Raw genomic sequence first — 17619 nt, forward strand, 5'->3', positions numbered from 1 at the left:
GTTCGTCGCCGGTGGGTAATCACACCGCATGGTTGTGCAGGAAAGGACCGAAGAGGTACCGGCGACGGAGATCACCAAGGGTGACGAGATCGCCGACGAGTTGGGCAAGCGGTGGCTGAAGGTGTCCCAGGTCCAGGTGGCGTCGGCCGCCCACGACGGCGTGTTTTGCTTCTACGGGGACGGTCCCGACGACCGCGCCACGTTCGAGGGCCACGAGCGGGTGCGCCGCAAGGCGAAGGCGTGAGCGAGGCGCCCTCGCTCGGTCTGCCCGACCACGTTCGTGCATGCCTGTTCGACCTCGACGGGGTCCTCACTGACACGGCCAGCGTGCACCGCAAGGCCTGGAAGTCGATGTTCGACGACTATCTGCGCGTACGGGCCGAGCGTGACGGCGAGCCGTTTGTGCCCTTCGACGTCGACGCCGACTACCGGTCCTACGTCGACGGCAAGAAGCGCGAGGACGGGGTGCGGTCGTTCCTCGCCAGCCGCGGCATCACGCTGCCGGAGGGCGACCTCGACGACGGTCCGGACGCCGAAACGGTGAGCGGGCTTGGCAACCGCAAGAACGCGAAGTTCCAAGAGGTCCTGCACGGCGACGGCATCACGGTGTTCGAGGGTTCGCGGCGGTATCTCGAAGCGGTGTGCGGGAAGGGGCTCGCGGTCGCGGTGGTGTCGTCGAGCGCCAACACCCGCGAGGTGCTGGAGGTCACCGGTCTGGACCGGTTCGTGCAACAGCGCGTGGACGGGGTCACCATGCGCGAGGAGCACATCGAGGGCAAGCCCGCACCCGACTCCTTCCTGCGCGGCGCACAGCTGCTCGACGTTCCCCCGGCGGCGGCGGCCGTCTTCGAGGATGCGATTGCCGGCGTACAGGCTGGCCACGCCGGGCACTTCGGCGTGGTGATCGGCGTCGATCGCGTCGGTCACGCGGAAGCGTTGCGCCACAACGGGGCTGACGTCGTCGTCGCCGATCTCGCGGAACTGATCACCCGGTGATGATCGACGACGACGCCTACCCCGTCGAACCGTGGCACGTGCGGGAGACCGCGCTGAACCTCGACCTGATCGCCCAATCCGAGTCGGTGTTCGCGCTGTCCAACGGCCACATCGGCCTGCGGGGCAACCTCGACGAGGGGGAACCGCACGGCCTGCCCGGCACGTACCTCAACTCGTTCTACGAGACGCGGCCGCTGCCGTACGCCGAAGCGGGCTACAGCTACCCGGAGGACGGGCAATCGCTGATCGACGTGACCAACGGCAAGGTGCTGCGCCTACTGGTCGACGATGAACCCTTCGACGTGCGCTACGGCGAACTCGTCGAGCACGAGCGCGTGCTCGACTTGCGTGCGGGCACGCTCGGGAGGGTGGCGCGCTGGCGCTCACCCGCGGGCAAGCAGGTGCTGATGCGCTCGACCCGACTGGTGTCACTGACGCAGCGCGGCGTCGCGGCCATCGAGTACGTGGTGGAAGCGGTCGACGAATTCACCAGGGTCACAGTGCAATCCGAGCTCGTCGCCAACGAGGCGCAACCGCGGCCGTCGGCCGACCCCCGGGTGGCGGCGATACTGCTCAACCCGCTGGAACCGGTAGCCTACGAGACCGCCGATCGGGGTGCGCTGCTGATCCACCGCACCAGGGGCAGCGGCCTCATGATGGCCGCGGCGATGGACCACCTGGTCGAGGTCCCCGGCCGCGTCGAGGTGGACACCGACGCCGGAGACGACTGGGCGCGCACCACGGTGATCTGCGGGCTGCGCCCCGGGCAGCAGTTGCGGATCGTGAAGTACCTGGCCTACGGCTGGTCGAGCCTGCGGTCACAGCCCGCACTGCGCGACCAGGTGGCCGGCGGCATCGCCGGTGCCCGCTACACCGGTTGGCAGGGCCTCCTCGACGCGCAACGCGCGTACCTCGACGACTTCTGGGACAGTGCCGACGTCGAGGTGGAGGGTGACGCGGATTGCCAACAGGCGGTGCGGTTCGGCCTCTTTCACGTGTTGCAGGCCAGCGCACGCGCGGAGCGGCGCGCGATCCCCGGCAAGGGGCTGACGGGCACCGGCTACGACGGGCACGCGTTCTGGGACACCGAGGGCTACGTCCTGCCGCTGCTGACCTACACCGCTCCGAAGGCCGCGGCCGATGCCCTCCGATGGCGGGCGTCGACGCTGGATCTGGCGCGTGAACGGGCCACCGAACTGGACCTCGCAGGCGCCACGTTCCCGTGGCGCACCATCCGCGGTCAGGAATGCTCGGCGTACTGGCCGGCGGGCACCGCGGCGTGGCACGTCAACGCGGACATCGCGATGGCGCTGGAGCGCTACCGCGTGGTGACCGGCGACGACTCGCTGGAATCGGAGTGCGGACTGGCCGTTCTGGTCGAAACCGCAAGGCTCTGGCAGTCATTGGGCCACCACGACCGCCACGGCGTCTGGCACCTCGATGGGGTGACCGGTCCCGACGAGTACACCGCGGTGGTGCGCGACAACGTCTTCACCAACCTGATGGCGGCCCAGAATCTCCGCGTCGCGGCCGAGGCGTGCCGGCGCCATCCCACGGCGGCCCAGGAACTCGGCGTGACCAACGAGGAAACCGCCGCGTGGCGCGATGCCGCTGACGCCGCACACATTCCGTACGACGACGAGCTCGGGGTGCACGAGCAGTGCGCCGGATTCACCACGTTGCGGGAGTGGAACTTCGCCGAGAACACCGTGTATCCGTTGCTGCTGAACGAGCCGTACGTGCGGCTGTACCCGTCGCAGGTGATCAAGCAGGCAGACCTGGTCCTGGCGATGCACTGGCAGGGCCACGCATTCACCGCGGAGCAGAAGGCCCGCAACGTCGACTACTACGAACGGCGCACCACACGGGACTCGTCGCTGTCGGCGTGCACGCAGGCGGTCCTGTGCGCGGAGGTAGGACATCTCGAGCTCGCGCACGACTACACGTACGAGGCGGCGGTCATCGATCTGCGCGACCTGCACCACAACACCCGCGACGGCCTGCACATGGCATCGCTGGCGGGCGCGTGGATCGCCCTGGTCGCCGGCTTCGGCGGCCTCCGCGACGACGAGGGCGTGCTGACGCTGAATCCGCAACTGCCGCGCGGTATCTCGTGTCTTCGGTTTCGACTGCGCTGGAGGGACTTTCGGCTCATCGTCGACGTCAACCACGATGAGGTGCGCTACGTCCTGCGGGACGGGCCGGACGGCATCCTGACCATCCGCCACGGCGACGAGGACGTCGAGCTCACTACGCGCGCCCCGACGACCGTCCCCCTGCATCCGCGCACCCCGCTGCTGGACCCGCCACCGCAGCCGCCTGGGCGGGCGCCGATTTCGCGCCGCTGAGGGTGCCAATGCGAAGATCGACCGATGGCCAACCGCTGGACCAAGGCACTCCTGGCAGTGACACTGATCGTGGCGGCGTCGACCGCTTGGCCCAGCGCGGCGGGCGCCGATCCCAATGCGCTGTGGAACATCGTCGACGGCAGCTGCGTGCCCGACCAGGAGCAGCGCGGCGACCCCGCCCCGTGTGCGCAGATCCAACCGGGTGAATACGCCGTCCTCAAGGACCTCGTTGGTCGGACGCAGTTCCTGCTCATCCCGACCGAGCGCATCGACGGCATCGAGAGCCCTCAGCTGTTGGCTCCGGATGCGCCGAACTACTTCGCGGCGGCCTGGCACGCGCGTTCGTTCGTCGACGAGCGGGCCGGGATGGCCGTCCCGCGCGACTGGATGAGCCTGGCGATCAACTCCGCCCAGGGCCGGTCACAGAATCAACTGCACATCCACATCGATTGCGTCCGCGCCGACGTGTACGAGGCGCTGGCCGACCACCAAGCGCAGATCGGTCCCGGCTGGGCGCCGTTCCCCGTGCCGTTGGCCGGACACACCTACGACGCGATCTCCGTCAGTGGCGAGGATCTAGGCGTCAACCCGTTCACGCTGCTGGCCGACGGGCTCCCCGGCGCGCGCTCGCACATGGGCGACGAGACGCTCGTCGTCGTCGGCACGGTCGGCGCCGACGGACGGCCGGGTTTCGTCGTCCTCGCCAACGAGGCAGACCCGGCGACGGGTGACTTGGCCAGCGGCGAGGAACTGCAGGATCACGAGTCCTGCCCGCCGCGCGCGCTGGTCAACGGCAAGTGAGAGTGCTCAGGTGCCGCAGAAGGTCCGGTACTTGCCGAAGTCCTCGGGTGCGGGTTCGGCATACCGCTCCAGACCGGGCCGCTCGTCGTACGGCGCGGTGACGGCGGCCAAGAGCCCGTCGAGCGGGCCCGGATCGCCATCGGTGGCGGCATTGAGGGCCTCCTCCACCAGGTGGTTGCGCGGGATGTAGACGGGGTTCACCCGGTCCATCGCGTCGGCGTCCGGGCCCAGTGCGCGCCAGCGGGCCAGCCACTCGTCGAACCCGGCGAGGTCGATGAACAACCCCCGCGCGGGCTCGGTGTCGCCGCGCGCCGCCCGGCCGAGATGACGGAAGAATGAGGTGTAGTCGACGTGGCTTTCCCGAAGTAGCGCAAGCAGGTTGCCCACCAGCTCCTCGGCGTCGACGTTCTCGGGCAGGCCGAGCTTCGCCTGCATCCCGGCCCACCAGGCCGCGTCGTAGCGGGTGCGGAAACCGCCGAGTGACTCCGTCGCGAGTGCCACGGCCTCTTCGCCGTCGGCGGCGAGGAGCGGAAGCAGCGTCTCGGCGAACCGCGCGAGGTTCCACTCGGCCACCGCCGGCTGATTGCCGTACGCGTATCGGCCGGCGTAGTCGATCGAACTGAAGACCGTCACGGGGTCGAAGGCCTCCATGAACGCGCACGGCCCGTAATCGATGGTCTCGCCCGAGATCGTCATGTTGTCGGTGTTCATCACCCCGTGCACGAACCCGACCAGCATCCACCGTGCCACCAGCGACGCCTGAGCGGCGAGGACGGCTTCGAACAGTGCCAGGTAGCGGTTTTCGGCGTCCGCGGCACCGGGATGGTGCCGGGCGATCGCGAAGTCGGCGAGGCGCCGCAACAACTCGAAGTCCCCGCTGTTCGCGGCGAACTGGAAGCTCCCGACGCGCAGATGGCTGCTTGCGACGCGGGCGAGCACGGCACCGGGCAACGGCGACTCCCGCTGCACCGTGCGACCGGTCGCCACCACGGCAAGCGACCGAGTGGTCGGGATGGCCAGTGCGTGCATGGCCTCGCTGACCACGTACTCGCGCAGCATCGGTCCGACCGCGGCGAGGCCGTCACCACCGCGCGCAAACGGCGTCCGGCCGGATCCCTTCAGGTGTAGGTCGCGGCGCCGGCCGTCGGCACCGGCGAGCTCGCCAAGCAGCAGCGCGCGTCCATCGCCAAGCCGAGGGACGAAGCCGCCGAACTGATGCCCGGCGTAGGCCTGCGCGACGGGCGTGGCGCCGCTGGGAACGTGCGTGCCGACCAGCAGGCCCAGCCCGTCGGGACTGCGCAGCCAGGCCGCGTCGAGACCGAGCTCCGCGGCCAGCGCCTCGTTGAGCGCGAGCAGCCGCGGCTGCGGTGCGCCCTCGGCCTGCCAGCGGACCGCCATCTCCGGCAACTCGCGGGCGAAGTGGTCGTCGAGCACGACGGGGGTGGTGGATGTGACGCTCACCCCGTCCAGACTACGGAGCCGCGACGTCTAGTTTCGGCTCGAGCGGCGCGGGTAATCCGGGCGGATCCGCACCGAGGAGGACGTCATGGCCGCAGCCGAGCATCGCAGCATCATCGACGAGATCCTGGAGGATCACCGCGAAGTCGAGGAGTACTTCAGCCAGATCGAGGACAACGGCGATCCGCGCCTACGCGGTGCGCTCGTCGAACGCGTCATCACCGAGTTGGTGCGCCACTCCGTAGGCGAAGAGCAGTACGTCTACCCAGCCGCGCGCAAGATGCTGCCCAACGGCGAGGAACTGACCGAGCACGAGATCGAGGAGCATGCCGAAGCTGAGGAGGTGATGCGGAAGCTCGAGGGCACCGATGCGGACGATCCCGCCTTCGACGGGTTGGTCCAACAGCTGATCAAGGACGTCCGCCACCACATCGAGGACGAGGAGAAAGACCTGCTGCCGCAATTGGCCGAGGCGTGCGACGCCGCCGAACTCGGGGAATTGGGCGCGAAGTTCGCCCACGCGAAGAGCATCGCGCCCACCCGGCCGCATCCTTCGGCGCCCGACCGGCCACCGGCCAACCGGATCCTGGATCCCGGCGTTGGGCTCATCGACCGCATGCGCGACGCGCTCACGGGGCGCAACACCTGATCGGACGGCGTTTGACGCAGTGCCGTTTGACGCAGTGCCCTCGGGGTAGCCCGCACCCATGGTCGACAGCAAGCTCGCCCTGATCACGGGCGCCTCCAGCGGGATCGGATTCGAACTCGCCCGCCTCTTCGCCGACGACGGCTACGACCTCGTGGTGGCGGCCGACGAACCCGAGATCACCGATGCGGCCGTCGAGTTGACCGCGGCGACCGGGGTCGACGTCCGGCCGGTGCAGGTGGATCTGCGCTACCCCGAGGACGTGGTGCGCCTCTACGACACCGCCACCAGCGGCGGTCGCGCATTGGATGCGGCGGCGCTCAACGCCGGAACGGGCAGGGCCGGCCGGTTCGTCGACGACGACCTCGAAACCGACCTGGGCATAGTCGATTTGAACGTGAGGTCGGCGGTGCAGTTGGCCAAGCTGGTGCTGCGCGACATGGCGGCCCGCGGTTCGGGCAAGGTGCTGTTCACTTCATCGCTGGTGGCCATGATGCCGGGTTCGCATCAGACGATCTACAACGCGTCCAAGTCGTTCATCCAGTCGTTCGCCGAAGCGCTGCATGACGAGTTCCGGGACACCGGGGTGACGGTGACGGCCTTGATGCCGGGACCGACCGACACGTGGTTCTTTCACCGCTCCGACATGCTCGACACCGTGTTGGGTTGGATGCCGTTCAAGGACGACCCCGCCGACGTCGCCAAGCAGGGCTACGACGCCCTGATGCGGGGCGATCGCAAGGTCGTCGCCTCCTCCATCAACAGCAAGGTGATGGGCGTGGCAGGCCGGGTGCTGCCGGATTCGGTGAAGGCAGTTGCCAACCGATTGATCGTTGCTCCGATGGGGCGCCGCTGACGTGACGAATCCGAGAGGAGTTGGGATGACACTTCCCGAAGAGGCTGAAAGCTCGTTGACCGTGAAGCGTGACACCACCGCCACGCGGCAACAGGTGTGGAACGTGATCGCGGACGGCTGGACCTACTCCCAGTGGGTGGTTGGCAACAGCAGGATGCGGGCCGTCGACCCACAGTGGCCCGCGCCGGGCAGCACGATCCGGCACTCCATCGGTATCTGGCCGCTGGTGATCGACGACCTGACCGTGTCGGAGGCGTGCAAGCCGCTCGAGGAACTGGTGATGCTCGCCAAGGGCCGACCGTTCGGTGCGGCGCGAATCACCATGCGCCTGTTCGACATCGAGGGCGGCGGCTGCCGCATCGAGATGGCGGAAGTTCCGGTGAGCCCACCCTTCAGTTGGTTGCCCAAGCGCGTCGCGCTGGCCGCTGCCGTGCCGCGCAACCGCGAATGCACCTGGCGGTTGGCGGCGCTGGCCGAACGTCGGCGGCCCGATGACGTCGAATAACGACGCCGTCGACGCCGTCGTGATCGGCGCCGGCCACAACGGACTGGTGGCCGCGGCGCTGCTCGCCGACGCGGGGTGGGACGTGCTGGTGCTCGAAGCGCACGACGAACCCGGCGGCGCGGTCAAGAGCGCCGAGCTGGTGCCCGGCTACGTCAGCGACCTGTACAGCGCGTTCTATCCGCTGTCGGTGGCCTCACCCGCGCTTCGTGACCTCGGGCTTGAAGATCACGGCCTGCGGTGGACGCACGCACCCGCCGTCGTCGGGCACGCACGCGACGCGACCGACGAAGACGCCCCCGTCATCTACCGCGACATCGACCGCACCGCAGCACAACTCGATGACTTTCAGCCCGGCGACGGGCGACGCTGGTGTGACCTGTTCGAGCAGTGGCAACGCATCAAGGAACCCCTGCTGGCGACGCTGTTCGCGCCGTTCCCGCCCGTGCGCGGCCCGGTCGGGCTGCTGCGCAAGCTCGGTACCGCCGACGCGCTGCGCCTGGCGCACCAGCTGCTCTTGCCTGCGGGCGTGATGGGTGAGCAGCTCTTCGACGGCGAGGCAGCGCGATTGCTGTTGCTGGGCAACGCAATGCACGCCGACGTTCCCATCGACGCGCCCGGCAGCGGCGTGATGGGCTACCTGCTGATCATGATGGCGCAGGACGGTGGGTTCCCCGTGCCCGTCGGTGGGGCGGGACAACTGGCCGCGGCACTGGTTCGTCGCGCCGAGTCGGCTGGTGCCCGTATCGAGTGCGGCCGACAGGTCACGTCGATCGAGGTCCGCGGCGACCGGGCGGACGCCGTGCGCACCGCCGACGGAGCAGAGGTGAAGTGCCGCAGAGCCGTCATCGCCGACACGTCCGCGCCGCAGCTGTACCGGAATCTCTTGCCGGCCCACACCGTACCGTCGACCTTGCTGCGCGACTTGGAGCACTTCGTCTGGGACACACCGGTACTCAAGATCAACTATGCGCTCGACGAACGCATCCCCTGGCGGTCGAAGAGTCTGTCCGACGCAGGAACCGTCCACCTCGGCGCCGATCACGACGGCCTCATCCGGTGGATGGCCGACCTCAACACGGCCACGTTGCCGCAGCGCCCGTTCATGCTGTTCGGCCAGATGACGACCGCAGACGCCAGCCGCTCGCCGGCCGGCACCGAAAGTGCCTGGGCCTACACGCATCTGCCGCGGGGACTGGCCGACGACGACTCCGCCGAGCAGCTCGCGGAGTCGGTCGACCGGGTACTCGAGGAGCACGCGCCCGGTTTCGCCGACCACGTGATCGGCAAGACCGTCCAACGCCCGTCCGACTTGGAAGCCAGCGACGCCAACCTGCACACCGGTGCCGTCAACGGCGGCACCTCGCAGCTGTATCAGCAGTTGATCTTCCGGCCCACTCCCGGATTCGGCAGGGCGGAGACGCCGGTGCGCAACGTGTTCCTCGGCAGCGCCGGCGCGAGTCCCGGCGGCGGCGTGCACGGCGTCTGCGGGCGCAACGCTGCCCGGGCTGCCCTGGCAGCAGACGGCGTACGAGGCTGGCCGCGTCGGCGGATCAATCGCGCGGTGTCAAAGCTTTTCACCCCGGCACGTGGCGAGGAATGACGAAAGGACGGTAAATGCGACACATTCGACGGTGGGGCGCGGTGTATGTCCTGCTACTGCTATTCTTCGGCTCCTGGCTGGGGCAGTTCCTCAGCCAGTTGAGTGAATTCCGTAGCGAACAAGCAATGCACGGTCAACCGTTCATGTGGTCGGAGTACTGGACCTCGTTCATGGCGAGCACGCTGGAGAACTGGCAGAGCGAATGGCTGCAGCTGGTCTTCCAGGCCATCCTGCTGCTGGGCGCCAAGCACTGGATCTTCAAGGTCGACGCCGAAGACATGGAGCGCCTCGAGGCGAAGATCGACAGGATTCAGGATCGGCTCGGGCTCGAGACGCCCCCGCCGGGTCAGGAGCAGGAGGCAGTGGCGACAGCGCATAGGTGATGCCGCCGCTGCGCTCCATGACCTACCTGATGACCTACCTTGGCGCGCGCGTGGTGGCGCCTCGGCGTCCCGTGATGCCGAGGTAGCCGGCAATCAGCAGGATGGCGAAGATGATTCCCACCAGGAAAGGAATGATCTTGAATCCGCCGTTCTGGTTGGAGTAACCCAGCTTGTAGGAAACCCACGTACCCAGGAACGAACCGACCGCACCGAGCACGATCGTCATGATCACGCCGATGTTCTGCTTGCCCGGCATGACGAGGCGCGCCAGTGCACCGACGATGAGACCGACGATGATGGCGCTGATGATGGTTCCGATCATTTTGACTCCTTGAGCTGAAGTTCCCGTCCCGCGCTCGGGATTACCCAGCCGGCACGCCTTGAATCCGGGAATCGGTTGGCCGCGCGCCAACCGGGTATGAGCGGCACCGATGACACGACATGCCGAACTGGAGAAAGTGGCCGAGCGGCTGTTCGGCTGGCAGCAGCTACGCCCCGAACAGCTCGACGCGATGGAGGCGGTGCTGCGCGGCCGTGACGTGCTCGCCGTGATGCCGACCGGCTCGGGCAAGTCAGCGATCTACCAGGTGCCCGCCGTGCTGATCGACGGCCTCACGTTGGTGGTGTCGCCGCTGATCGCGCTGCAGTGGGATCAGCTCACCGCGCTGAACGATGCAGGTGCGCCACAGGCCGTCGCGATCAACTCTCGACAAGGCGCGGCCGAGAACCAGCGCAGCTGGGAAGCGGTGCGCGCCAAGGAAGTCGAGTACGTCTTCCTGGCGCCTGAGCAGCTGACCAAGGATGACGTCATCGAAGAGCTGCGCGACGCCGGCGTCGGCCTGATCGTCGTCGACGAGGCGCATTGCGTCTCGGCGTGGGGTCACGACTTCCGGCCCAGCTACCTGCGCCTCGCCGACGCCTTCCGCAGGCTGGGCGCCGAGTCGCTGCCCGTCGTGGCACTCACGGCCACGGCCTCGCCGGTGGTGCGCCGCGAGATCGTCGACCACCTCGGACTGCGCGATCCGGCCGTGATCGCCACTGGGTTCGACAGACCCAACATCCGGCTGGAGGTCGAGCACCACGTCGACGATCACGACAAGCGGCGCGCGGTACTCGACGCGGTGGCGAGCCTTCAAGGCCCGGGCCTGCTTTACACGGCAACCCGAAGGGACGCCGAGGAATACGCGCGTCAGTTGTCCGAGCGTGGCGTCGCGGCCGCCGCCTATCACGCGGGCTTGAAGGCAGCCGAGCGAGACCGCGTGCACGCCGCCTTTCACGACGACGACGTCACCGTCGTCGCGGCCACCTCGGCGTTCGGCATGGGCATCGACAAACCTGGCGTCCGGTTCGTGGTGCACGCGTCGGTGCCGGATTCAGTGGACAGCTACTACCAGCAGATCGGTCGTGGCGGCCGGGACTGCGGGGAATGTGTGGCCCGGCTGTTCTACCGACCGGAGGATCTGTCGCTCGCGCGGTTCTTCGCCAATCACACCGCTGACGAGCAACTGCTTGCCGAGGTGCTCGGCGCGTTGTCGGGTTCGAAGCCGAAGCGTCTCAAGCAGTTACGCGAGGAGTTGGGGACCGGAGGCCGCGCGCTCACCCAAGCGGTCAACCTACTGGAGCAGGCGGCGGCGATCACGGCGAGCCGCACCGGCTTCCGTGCCGTCGACGACGACGACGACGACGTGGCTGGCGCGGTGCGCCGGGCCGTCGGCATCGCCGACGCAGCGGAACGGGTGGACCGCACCCGCGTCGAGATGATGCGCGGCTATGCCGAAACCCGCGATTGTCGACGGGCGTTCCTGCTCGGCTACTTCGGCGAGACATTGGCCGAGCCGTGCGGAAACTGCGACCGGTGCGACGAGAACGACGACGGGACGGTGGCGCCCGCGCGCGTCGACGAGCCCGCGGTGCCGGTCGACACCCCCGTGCAACACCGCGAGTGGGGTCCCGGCGTGGTGATCAGCGGGGATGCCGACCGCATCACCGTGCTGTTCGACGAGTACGGGTACCGCACGCTGGCCATGTCAGCGGTCCGCGACGGCGACATCCTCGCGATCGGAACGCATTGAACGCCCGCGAACCGGGTAAAGGGTCAGCCATGACGGCCGAAACCGGATCCGAAACCCGCACCGACGAGCACGCGCCGTCGAAGCTCGCGCGCCGGATCACCGGTCCGCTGCTGTATCTGTTCGTCCTCGGCGACGTCCTCGGGGCGGGCGTCTACGCACTGATGGGTGTGCTCGCGAAGGACGTGGGCGGCGCGCTGTGGGCGCCGCTGGTGGCCGCACTGCTGCTGGCGTTGCTGACCGCGGGCTCGTACGCCGAGCTCGTCACCAAGTATCCGAAGGCGGGCGGCGCCGCGGTCTACGCCAAGCGGGCGTTCAAGATGCCCGTGGTGTCGTTCCTCATCGGCTTCTGCATGCTGGCTGCGGGCGTGACGAGCGCGGCGGGTCTGGCGCTGGCGTTCTCCGGCGACTACCTGACCACGTTCGTCGACGTGTCCGCGGTGCCTGCCGCCGTCGTGTTCCTCGCCCTGGTGGCCTGCCTGAATGCGCGGGGCATCAGCGAATCGGTCAAGAGCAACGTCGTCATGACGGTCATCGAACTCAGCGGCCTGATCCTGGTGGTCGTGTGCGTGGCCATCATGGTCGGCGGGGGTTCGGGCGAGCTCGGCCGGGTGGGCCAGTTTCCGCCGGGATCCCAACCAGCACTGGCCATTCTGGGCGGTGCGATCGTCGCCTACTACTCGTTCGTCGGGTTCGAGACCTCTGCCAACGTGGCCGAGGAGATCCGCCACCCCAGCACGGTCTATCCGCGGGCGCTGTTCGGCGCGCTGGTGACGGCAGGCGTGGTGTACGCCCTCGTCGGCATCGCGGCGGCCATCGCGTTGCCCGCCGACCAGCTGTCGCGGTCGTCGGGCCCGCTGTTGGACGTCGTCGCGGCGTCCGGTGTCGCGGTGCCGAACTGGTTGTTCAGCCTGATCGCCTTGGTGGCGGTGGCGAACGGCGCGCTGCTGACGATGATCATGGCGAGCCGCCTGGCCTTCGGCATGGCCGAACACGGGCTGCTCCCAGGCGGTTTGGCGGCAACGCTGCCCAACCGCCGGACACCGTGGGCGGCCATCGTGGCGACCACCGCGGTCGCCATGGTGCTCACCCTGGTCGGCGACCTGTCCACGCTCGCCGAGACCGTCGTGCTGCTCCTGCTGGTGGTCTTCATCTCCACCAACGTCGCCGTTCTGGTGTTGCGCCGGGAAAGCGTTGCGCACGAACACTTCCGGGTATGGACGTTCGTGCCCGTACTGGGCGTGGCGTCGTGTGTGCTGCTGCTGACCCAGCAGAGCGGCAAGGTGTGGCTCTTCGCGGGCGTGTTGCTCGTCGTCGGCGCGGTGCTCTACGCGGCGGCGCGCTGGGTGCGCGGCCGCAACGGCGTCGCCGACTGACTCGGACGCTTGCCGAAGTCGTTGGGCAGCGACAACCGGATCACCTTGCGCCACGCGGACGCGACCTGCTTGACCAGAGGTCCGGTCGTGTACACGAGGCCGTAACGATCGAACACGTCCTTCACCTGAGGGGCGATCTCGCCGTACCGGTTGCTCGGCAGGTCGGGGAACAGGTGGTGCTCGATCTGGTAGGAAAGATTGCCGCTCATCAGGTGCAACAAGCGGCTACCGCTGATGTTGGCCGACCCCAGCATCTGACGCAGGTACCACTCACCGCGTGTCTCGCCGTCGATACTGGTCTTCGTGAACGTCTGCACGCCTTCGGGGAAGTGCCCGCACATGATCACCGAGTGCGTCCATACGTTGCGCACCACGTTGGCGGTGAGGTTGGCCGTGAGCGTCGTGATGGCGCTGGGCCCCGACAGCAGGGGATGCACGACGTAGTCGCGCAGACCCTGCTTGCCGATCTTGCGCAACGTCGACTTCACCCTGGCCCGGAACTCCGGGTTCGCGCGGCGCTCAGCAGTTTTCAGGTTCTTGCCGAGCTTGAGGTCGTAGGCGGCGATGCCGTACTGGAACATCATCGCGTTGATCGCGTTCCACAACGGCTGGCCGAGGTGGAACGGGGCCCAGCGCTGGTCCTCGTCGACGCGCATGATGCCGTAGCCGAGGTCACCGTCCTTGCCGAGCACGTTGGTGTAGGTGTGGTGATCCTCGTTGTGGGAGTGCTTCCACTGCTCGGCCGTCGACGCGTTGTCCCACTCCCAGGTGGTCGAGTGAATCTTGGGGTCGCGCATCCAGTCCCACTGGCCGTGCATGACGTTGTGGCCGATCTCCATGTTCTCCAGGATCTTGGCCGCGGACAATCCGGCGGTGCCGAGCCACCACGCGGGCGGGAAGAGCGAGAACAGCAGGACGGCGCGGCTGCCCGCCTCGAGGCCGCGTTGGGTCTTGATGACCTTGCGGATGTAGCGGGCGTCGGCTTCGCCGCGGGTGTCGAGCACACCTTGGCGGATGGCGTCCAGTTCGATGCCGAGGCGCTCGACGTCGTCGGAGCTCAGGTGCGCGATGGGGCTGATGGTCTTGTTCTGCAGGGCAGTCATGTGGATGTCCTTCGATGAATGTGGTTGTCGTGGTTCAGATGTCGATTTCGCACGAACCGGCGGCGGTGGAGATGCAGGTCTGCACCAGCACGCCGGCGTCGGGCGCGCCGATGGTGACGGCACCGTTGCGCACGTCGCGGACGGCTCCGTTGCGCAGGGGAAGGACGCAGCCGAAGCACACGCCCATCCGGCAGCCGGACGGCATCAGCACACCGGCGTTCTCACCGGCTTCGAGAAGCGTTGTCGTAGATGACGTGTCGACCGTGGAGCCGGTCTTGGTGAAGCTGACGGGACCACCCTCGCCACCACCGACGGCCGGGGCAGTGAACCGCTCGGTGTGCAGGCGGTCCGACGCGCCGTGCCGCGCCCAGTGCGCCTCGAGGTCGTCGAGCAGCGCGGCGGGTCCGCAGGCCCAGGTCTCCCGGTCGGCCCAGTCCGGCACCAAGGCGTCCAGATCGGCGGCCGTGATGCGCGGCGAAGTGGCGGTGTGATGTTCGTGCAGGCGGATGGAGCCGGACTCGGCGAGGCTGCGGAGTTCGCTGCCGAAGACCACGTCGTCGTCCGTCGGGGCGCTGTGCACCAGGACGGCGTCGGCGAGTTCGCCCGAGTGGCTGCGCAGCATGCACATGACGGGGGTGATGCCGCTGCCCGCCGTGACGAACAATGCCTTGGCCGGCCGGCGCGCCGGCAGCGTGAAGTCGCCGGTGGCCTGGCTGAGGTGCACCAGGGTGCCGGGCTTGGCCTGGCGGACGAGGTAGCCGGACACCACGCCGTCCCGAACCGCCTTGACGGTGATGGTGATGTGGCGGGTGGCCGCTGCCGGTGACGTGATCGAGTACGTGCGCCACTGCCGCACGCCCTCGACGTCGACACCGACGCGGACGTACTGGCCGGCGCGGTGCCCCTGCCAACCGCGGCCCACCCGGATGCGGACGGTCACCGCATCGGCCGTTTCCCGGTCGACGGCATCGATGCGGCCGCGAAGGTCACGGCCGCTGCTGAGCGGTGTGATCAGGTCGAGGAAGTCGCGCGGCACCAGGGGCGTCGCGACCATTTCGGCGATGGACCGCAGCGGACGGCGCGCGGTTCCAGCGAGAAGCGAAGTCATGTCTATATCGTGATTGTCGACGCGGACTATTTCTCGACACGAACGTGTGAAAAATATCCGCCGTTTTGTTCGAGGAGGACAAAGAGCCGACGAACCGCGAGGTAGAGGGGTGGATTGAACTTGGAAGACGGTCAAGACGACGGTCGAACGCTGTGGGCACCGCTGCCCGATGACGTCCTGACCGCGATGTGGTCGGTCCTGCCGTCCGTGGCCGAGCGCACCGTGGCCGCCGTGGTCGAGGACGTGCCCAGTTATGCCGACGCCTTCGGTGGTCGGATGGGCCAGGTCATCGAACAGGCCGTGGAACAGTCGCTGGCCGCCTTTCTGCGGCTGACGGCCGAGGGCGACGACCCCGATACGTCGCCCAACGTGCGGCCCGCTCTCGACGGAGCCTTCGCGCTGGGAAAGGGGGAGGCGCGCCAGGGCCGCTCGACCGACGTGCTGCTGGCGGCCTTCCGCGTCGGCGCGCGGACGGCGTGGCGCGAGTGGAGCGCCGTCGCGGTGACCCACCAGCTCCCCGGTGATCAGCTCGCCGTGTTCGCCGAGCGGATGTTCGCCTACATCGATCGGCTGTCGGCCTCCAGCGTGGCGGGCCACGCCGACGAACTGGCCAAGACGGGTCTTGCGCGGCAGCGGCACCGGGAAACCCTTGCGCGCCAACTCTTTGCAATGGCGCCCACCGAGCAGCTACTGGCCACCGCGGAGCGCGCCGAGTGGCCGCCGCCACGGACGCTGACCGCGGTGGCGGTGCCCCGTGGAGACGAACGCCGGATCATCTCGACGCTGGGCGCAAACAGCCTCGAGATCCCCGACGACGCACTGTCGCCGTCGGCGCGGTCGGTCACCGTGCTGCTCGTCGCCGACGTCGGTGGCCCCGCTCGCGCGACACTCCTGCGGGCGATCGGAATCGCCGGCGCGGTCGTCGGACCGGAACGGCCGTGGACACAGGCGCGTCGCTCCGTCGACCGTGCTCTGCGCGCAGGCGAATTGTTCGGTGGCAGCGGCGATCCGATCGACACCGAGCAGTACCTGACCGAGCTCGTCCTCAACGCCGATGGTGATGCGCTCGCCGACCTGCGCGCCAGAGTGCTCGCGCCGCTGGACGCCGTCCGCCCCGCCGTAAGGGACAAGTTGGTGGAGACGCTGCGGGCGTGGCTGCTGCACCACGGCCGTCGCGACGACGTCGCCGCGGCACTGTTCGTCCACCCGCAGACCGTGCGCTACCGGATGGGTCAGCTGCGCGAGTTGTTCGGCGAGGATCTGCTGAATCCGCGCGTGGTGGAGGACCTGACGGTGGCATTGGCGGCGAGTCGGCTACCGCGCGACGGCGATTCATAGATTCGTGTGCGAGCGGTGAAGGAGCACCGTTCCCGCTGTTGTCGACGACGTCTCGCCGCATCCTTCCTCGGCGGCTATCGCGCGCCAGCGCGCATTTCGGGGTCACGGGTTGAAGAACAGGTTCTTGAAGCGCAGGCCGAGCCACGGACGGCGGCCCTTCGCGAAGATCCCGCCGCGTAGCAGCGCCCGGGCGAGCGGCATCCGCCCGTAAACCACCAGCAGGTAGGTCACCGGGTCCGCGGAGATCACACAATCCACCGGCCCGCCCACTGCTCGCACCGCCGCCGTGCCGTCGGCGACTCGGATGACGTAGCGCGGGCCGTTACCGCGCAGCCGGACCTCATACGTCAACGGTGCGCCGCGGCCCGCGTTGGGCCGCACCACCAGTGGGGACATCTCCGGGCAGACCGTGCCCACGATGAGGGTGGCGTCCTCGGCGGGGATGGGCCATGGCCGGCCCGTCCCGGTCGCGATGTCATGCCCGTGCACGGTCAGTTCTCCTAGCGCCAGGGCGGTGAGGCAATCCGGGGTGCGCGTCCTGCCGGGGCCGTACCAGGGCGTCTCGCATTCCGTTTCCGGGTCGGCTGCCGATACGAGTGTCAGAAACCTCTGTGCCCCAGCAGTTATCGCCGCCGCTAGTTGCCGCGCGTCGGTGTGGTCGACCACCGCGATGGTGGCGGCGTTCGTGGCCGCCAGCCGGGTCGGGAAGTCCGCATCCACATACTGCTCCGGGGTCAGCGCTTGCCGCTCCCCGGAGATCGCCGCGCTGAACCCGCTGAGCACGACGGACACATGGGCCGCCGTCTCAGCGATCGTCCAGTCGGTGCACGGTACGGGGCGTCCGATGTCGTCGGCTTCCCGCAGCAGCTTGGTAAACCGCCCAGCAACCCCGCTGATCGCCGCTCGGGCTGCCTGTCGGTCTAACGTCCCCACCGGCGTGGTGCGCATCGTCATGGTCGTCTCCTTGAATTGGTTCACGTCGATGATCCGATGTCGGCGGCGCGAGATCGTCGGGCCGCACGCGTAAATCGG

17 protein-coding genes are annotated in these 17619 nt (G+C 68.4%); 12 read left to right on the forward strand and 5 right to left on the reverse strand.

Features of this window, described 5'->3' with window-relative positions; genetic code table 11:
* The first annotated feature begins 28 nt into the window (after nucleotides 1-28).
* Genes N536_RS0130935 through N536_RS0130950 form a run of 4 tightly spaced genes read left to right on the forward strand, consistent with a single transcriptional unit; the run spans nucleotide 29 to nucleotide 4145 of the window.
* Nucleotides 29-244, forward strand: a complete 216-nt coding sequence (locus tag N536_RS0130935) for a hypothetical protein (RefSeq protein ID WP_036438238.1) — start codon at nucleotides 29-31, stop codon at nucleotides 242-244.
* Entirely contained in the window at nucleotides 241-996 is a 756-nt protein-coding gene (locus tag N536_RS0130940; protein ID WP_029117155.1) for a beta-phosphoglucomutase family hydrolase, read from the forward strand. Before N536_RS0130935 ends, N536_RS0130940 begins: the two co-directional genes overlap by 4 nt.
* Nucleotides 996-3344 (forward strand): glycoside hydrolase family 65 protein, encoded by a 2349-nt coding sequence (locus N536_RS0130945; RefSeq protein WP_029117156.1) that lies wholly within the window; start codon nucleotides 996-998, stop codon nucleotides 3342-3344. Before N536_RS0130940 ends, N536_RS0130945 begins: the two co-directional genes overlap by 1 nt.
* A gap of 24 nt (nucleotides 3345-3368) precedes the next feature.
* The gene (locus N536_RS0130950) at nucleotides 3369-4145 is read left to right on the forward strand and encodes a CDP-diacylglycerol diphosphatase (RefSeq protein WP_029117157.1); all 777 of its coding nucleotides are present in this window, start codon (nucleotides 3369-3371) and stop codon (nucleotides 4143-4145) included.
* Nucleotides 4146-4151: 6 nt separating this feature from the next.
* Here the strand turns inward: N536_RS0130950 and N536_RS0130955 are convergent, their stop codons facing one another.
* The gene (locus tag N536_RS0130955; RefSeq protein WP_029117158.1) at nucleotides 4152-5606 is read right to left on the reverse strand and encodes a YdiU family protein; all 1455 of its coding nucleotides are present in this window, start codon (nucleotides 5604-5606) and stop codon (nucleotides 4152-4154) included.
* Nucleotides 5607-5691: 85 nt separating this feature from the next.
* On the opposite strand from N536_RS0130955, the gene N536_RS0130960 reads away from it, so the two are divergent.
* Genes N536_RS0130960 through N536_RS39945 form a run of 5 tightly spaced genes read left to right on the forward strand, consistent with a single transcriptional unit; the run spans nucleotide 5692 to nucleotide 9593 of the window.
* Entirely contained in the window at nucleotides 5692-6252 is a 561-nt protein-coding gene (locus tag N536_RS0130960) for a hemerythrin domain-containing protein (protein ID WP_029117159.1), read from the forward strand.
* A gap of 58 nt (nucleotides 6253-6310) precedes the next feature.
* Nucleotides 6311-7105, forward strand: a complete 795-nt coding sequence (locus N536_RS0130965) for an SDR family oxidoreductase (RefSeq protein WP_029117160.1) — start codon at nucleotides 6311-6313, stop codon at nucleotides 7103-7105.
* A gap of 25 nt (nucleotides 7106-7130) precedes the next feature.
* Nucleotides 7131-7610 carry an SRPBCC family protein gene (locus N536_RS0130970; protein WP_029117161.1) on the forward strand — a complete coding sequence of 160 codons (480 nt, stop codon included), beginning with the start codon at nucleotides 7131-7133 and terminating at the stop codon, nucleotides 7608-7610.
* Nucleotides 7597-9210 carry an NAD(P)/FAD-dependent oxidoreductase gene (locus N536_RS0130975; protein ID WP_029117162.1) on the forward strand — a complete coding sequence of 538 codons (1614 nt, stop codon included), beginning with the start codon at nucleotides 7597-7599 and terminating at the stop codon, nucleotides 9208-9210. Before N536_RS0130970 ends, N536_RS0130975 begins: the two co-directional genes overlap by 14 nt.
* A gap of 14 nt (nucleotides 9211-9224) precedes the next feature.
* On the forward strand, nucleotides 9225-9593 hold the full coding sequence (locus tag N536_RS39945; protein WP_051574882.1) for a DUF6766 family protein: 369 nt from the start codon (nucleotides 9225-9227) through the stop codon (nucleotides 9591-9593).
* Between the two features lie 34 nt (nucleotides 9594-9627).
* Here the strand turns inward: N536_RS39945 and N536_RS0130985 are convergent, their stop codons facing one another.
* Nucleotides 9628-9915, reverse strand: a complete 288-nt coding sequence (locus N536_RS0130985) for a GlsB/YeaQ/YmgE family stress response membrane protein (protein ID WP_029117163.1) — start codon at nucleotides 9913-9915, stop codon at nucleotides 9628-9630.
* 109 nt (nucleotides 9916-10024) lie between these two features.
* Here N536_RS0130985 and N536_RS0130990 point away from each other — a divergent pair, with 109 nt between their 5' ends.
* Together N536_RS0130990 and N536_RS0130995 are read left to right on the forward strand one after the other, a co-directional pair.
* A complete protein-coding gene (locus N536_RS0130990; protein ID WP_029117164.1) occupies nucleotides 10025-11665 on the forward strand; it encodes an ATP-dependent DNA helicase RecQ in 1641 nt (546 codons plus the stop codon).
* Between the two features lie 29 nt (nucleotides 11666-11694).
* Complete coding sequence (locus N536_RS0130995) at nucleotides 11695-13038, forward strand: APC family permease (RefSeq protein ID WP_029117165.1); 1344 nt, start codon at nucleotides 11695-11697, stop codon at nucleotides 13036-13038.
* Here the strand turns inward: N536_RS0130995 and N536_RS0131000 are convergent.
* The gene (locus tag N536_RS0131000; protein WP_029117166.1) at nucleotides 12990-14141 is read right to left on the reverse strand and encodes an acyl-CoA desaturase; all 1152 of its coding nucleotides are present in this window, start codon (nucleotides 14139-14141) and stop codon (nucleotides 12990-12992) included. The two genes, N536_RS0130995 and N536_RS0131000, sit on opposite strands and share 49 nt — an antisense overlap.
* 34 nt (nucleotides 14142-14175) lie before the next feature.
* Complete coding sequence (locus N536_RS0131005) at nucleotides 14176-15249, reverse strand: ferredoxin reductase (protein WP_029117167.1); 1074 nt, start codon at nucleotides 15247-15249, stop codon at nucleotides 14176-14178.
* Nucleotides 15250-15369: 120 nt separating this feature from the next.
* Here N536_RS0131005 and N536_RS0131010 point away from each other — a divergent pair, with 120 nt between their 5' ends.
* Nucleotides 15370-16587, forward strand: coding sequence for a CdaR family transcriptional regulator (locus N536_RS0131010; protein ID WP_231514687.1), 1218 nt, complete (start codon nucleotides 15370-15372; stop codon nucleotides 16585-16587).
* A gap of 102 nt (nucleotides 16588-16689) precedes the next feature.
* Here the strand turns inward: N536_RS0131010 and N536_RS39950 are convergent, their stop codons facing one another.
* Nucleotides 16690-17541, reverse strand: coding sequence for a maleylpyruvate isomerase family mycothiol-dependent enzyme (locus tag N536_RS39950; protein WP_155948814.1), 852 nt, complete (start codon nucleotides 17539-17541; stop codon nucleotides 16690-16692).
* Between the last annotated feature and the right edge of the window lie 78 nt (nucleotides 17542-17619).

The sequence above is a fragment of the Mycobacterium sp. URHB0044 genome (assembly GCF_000620625.1).
Lineage (GTDB): Bacteria > Actinomycetota > Actinomycetes > Mycobacteriales > Mycobacteriaceae > Mycobacterium.

What these genes read in the sequence shown, in the direction of transcription:
- N536_RS0131000 (WP_029117166.1), bottom strand. Translation starts at nt 14,141, where the DNA reads ATGACTGCCCTGCAGAACAAGACCATCAGCCCCATCGCGCACCTGAGC.
- N536_RS0130945 (WP_029117156.1), top strand. Translation starts at nt 996, where the DNA reads ATGATCGACGACGACGCCTACCCCGTCGAACCGTGGCACGTGCGGGAG.
- N536_RS0130990 (WP_029117164.1), top strand. Translation starts at nt 10,025, where the DNA reads ATGACACGACATGCCGAACTGGAGAAAGTGGCCGAGCGGCTGTTCGGC.
- N536_RS0130950 (WP_029117157.1), top strand. Translation starts at nt 3,369, where the DNA reads ATGGCCAACCGCTGGACCAAGGCACTCCTGGCAGTGACACTGATCGTG.
- N536_RS39950 (WP_155948814.1), bottom strand. Translation starts at nt 17,541, where the DNA reads ATGACGATGCGCACCACGCCGGTGGGGACGTTAGACCGACAGGCAGCC.
- N536_RS0130985 (WP_029117163.1), bottom strand. Translation starts at nt 9,915, where the DNA reads ATGATCGGAACCATCATCAGCGCCATCATCGTCGGTCTCATCGTCGGT.
- N536_RS0130970 (WP_029117161.1), top strand. Translation starts at nt 7,131, where the DNA reads ATGACACTTCCCGAAGAGGCTGAAAGCTCGTTGACCGTGAAGCGTGAC.
- N536_RS0131005 (WP_029117167.1), bottom strand. Translation starts at nt 15,249, where the DNA reads ATGACTTCGCTTCTCGCTGGAACCGCGCGCCGTCCGCTGCGGTCCATC.
- N536_RS0130935 (WP_036438238.1), top strand. Translation starts at nt 29, where the DNA reads ATGGTTGTGCAGGAAAGGACCGAAGAGGTACCGGCGACGGAGATCACC.
- N536_RS0130975 (WP_029117162.1), top strand. Translation starts at nt 7,597, where the DNA reads ATGACGTCGAATAACGACGCCGTCGACGCCGTCGTGATCGGCGCCGGC.
- N536_RS0130965 (WP_029117160.1), top strand. Translation starts at nt 6,311, where the DNA reads ATGGTCGACAGCAAGCTCGCCCTGATCACGGGCGCCTCCAGCGGGATC.
- N536_RS0130995 (WP_029117165.1), top strand. Translation starts at nt 11,695, where the DNA reads ATGACGGCCGAAACCGGATCCGAAACCCGCACCGACGAGCACGCGCCG.
- N536_RS0130960 (WP_029117159.1), top strand. Translation starts at nt 5,692, where the DNA reads ATGGCCGCAGCCGAGCATCGCAGCATCATCGACGAGATCCTGGAGGAT.
- N536_RS39945 (WP_051574882.1), top strand. Translation starts at nt 9,225, where the DNA reads ATGCGACACATTCGACGGTGGGGCGCGGTGTATGTCCTGCTACTGCTA.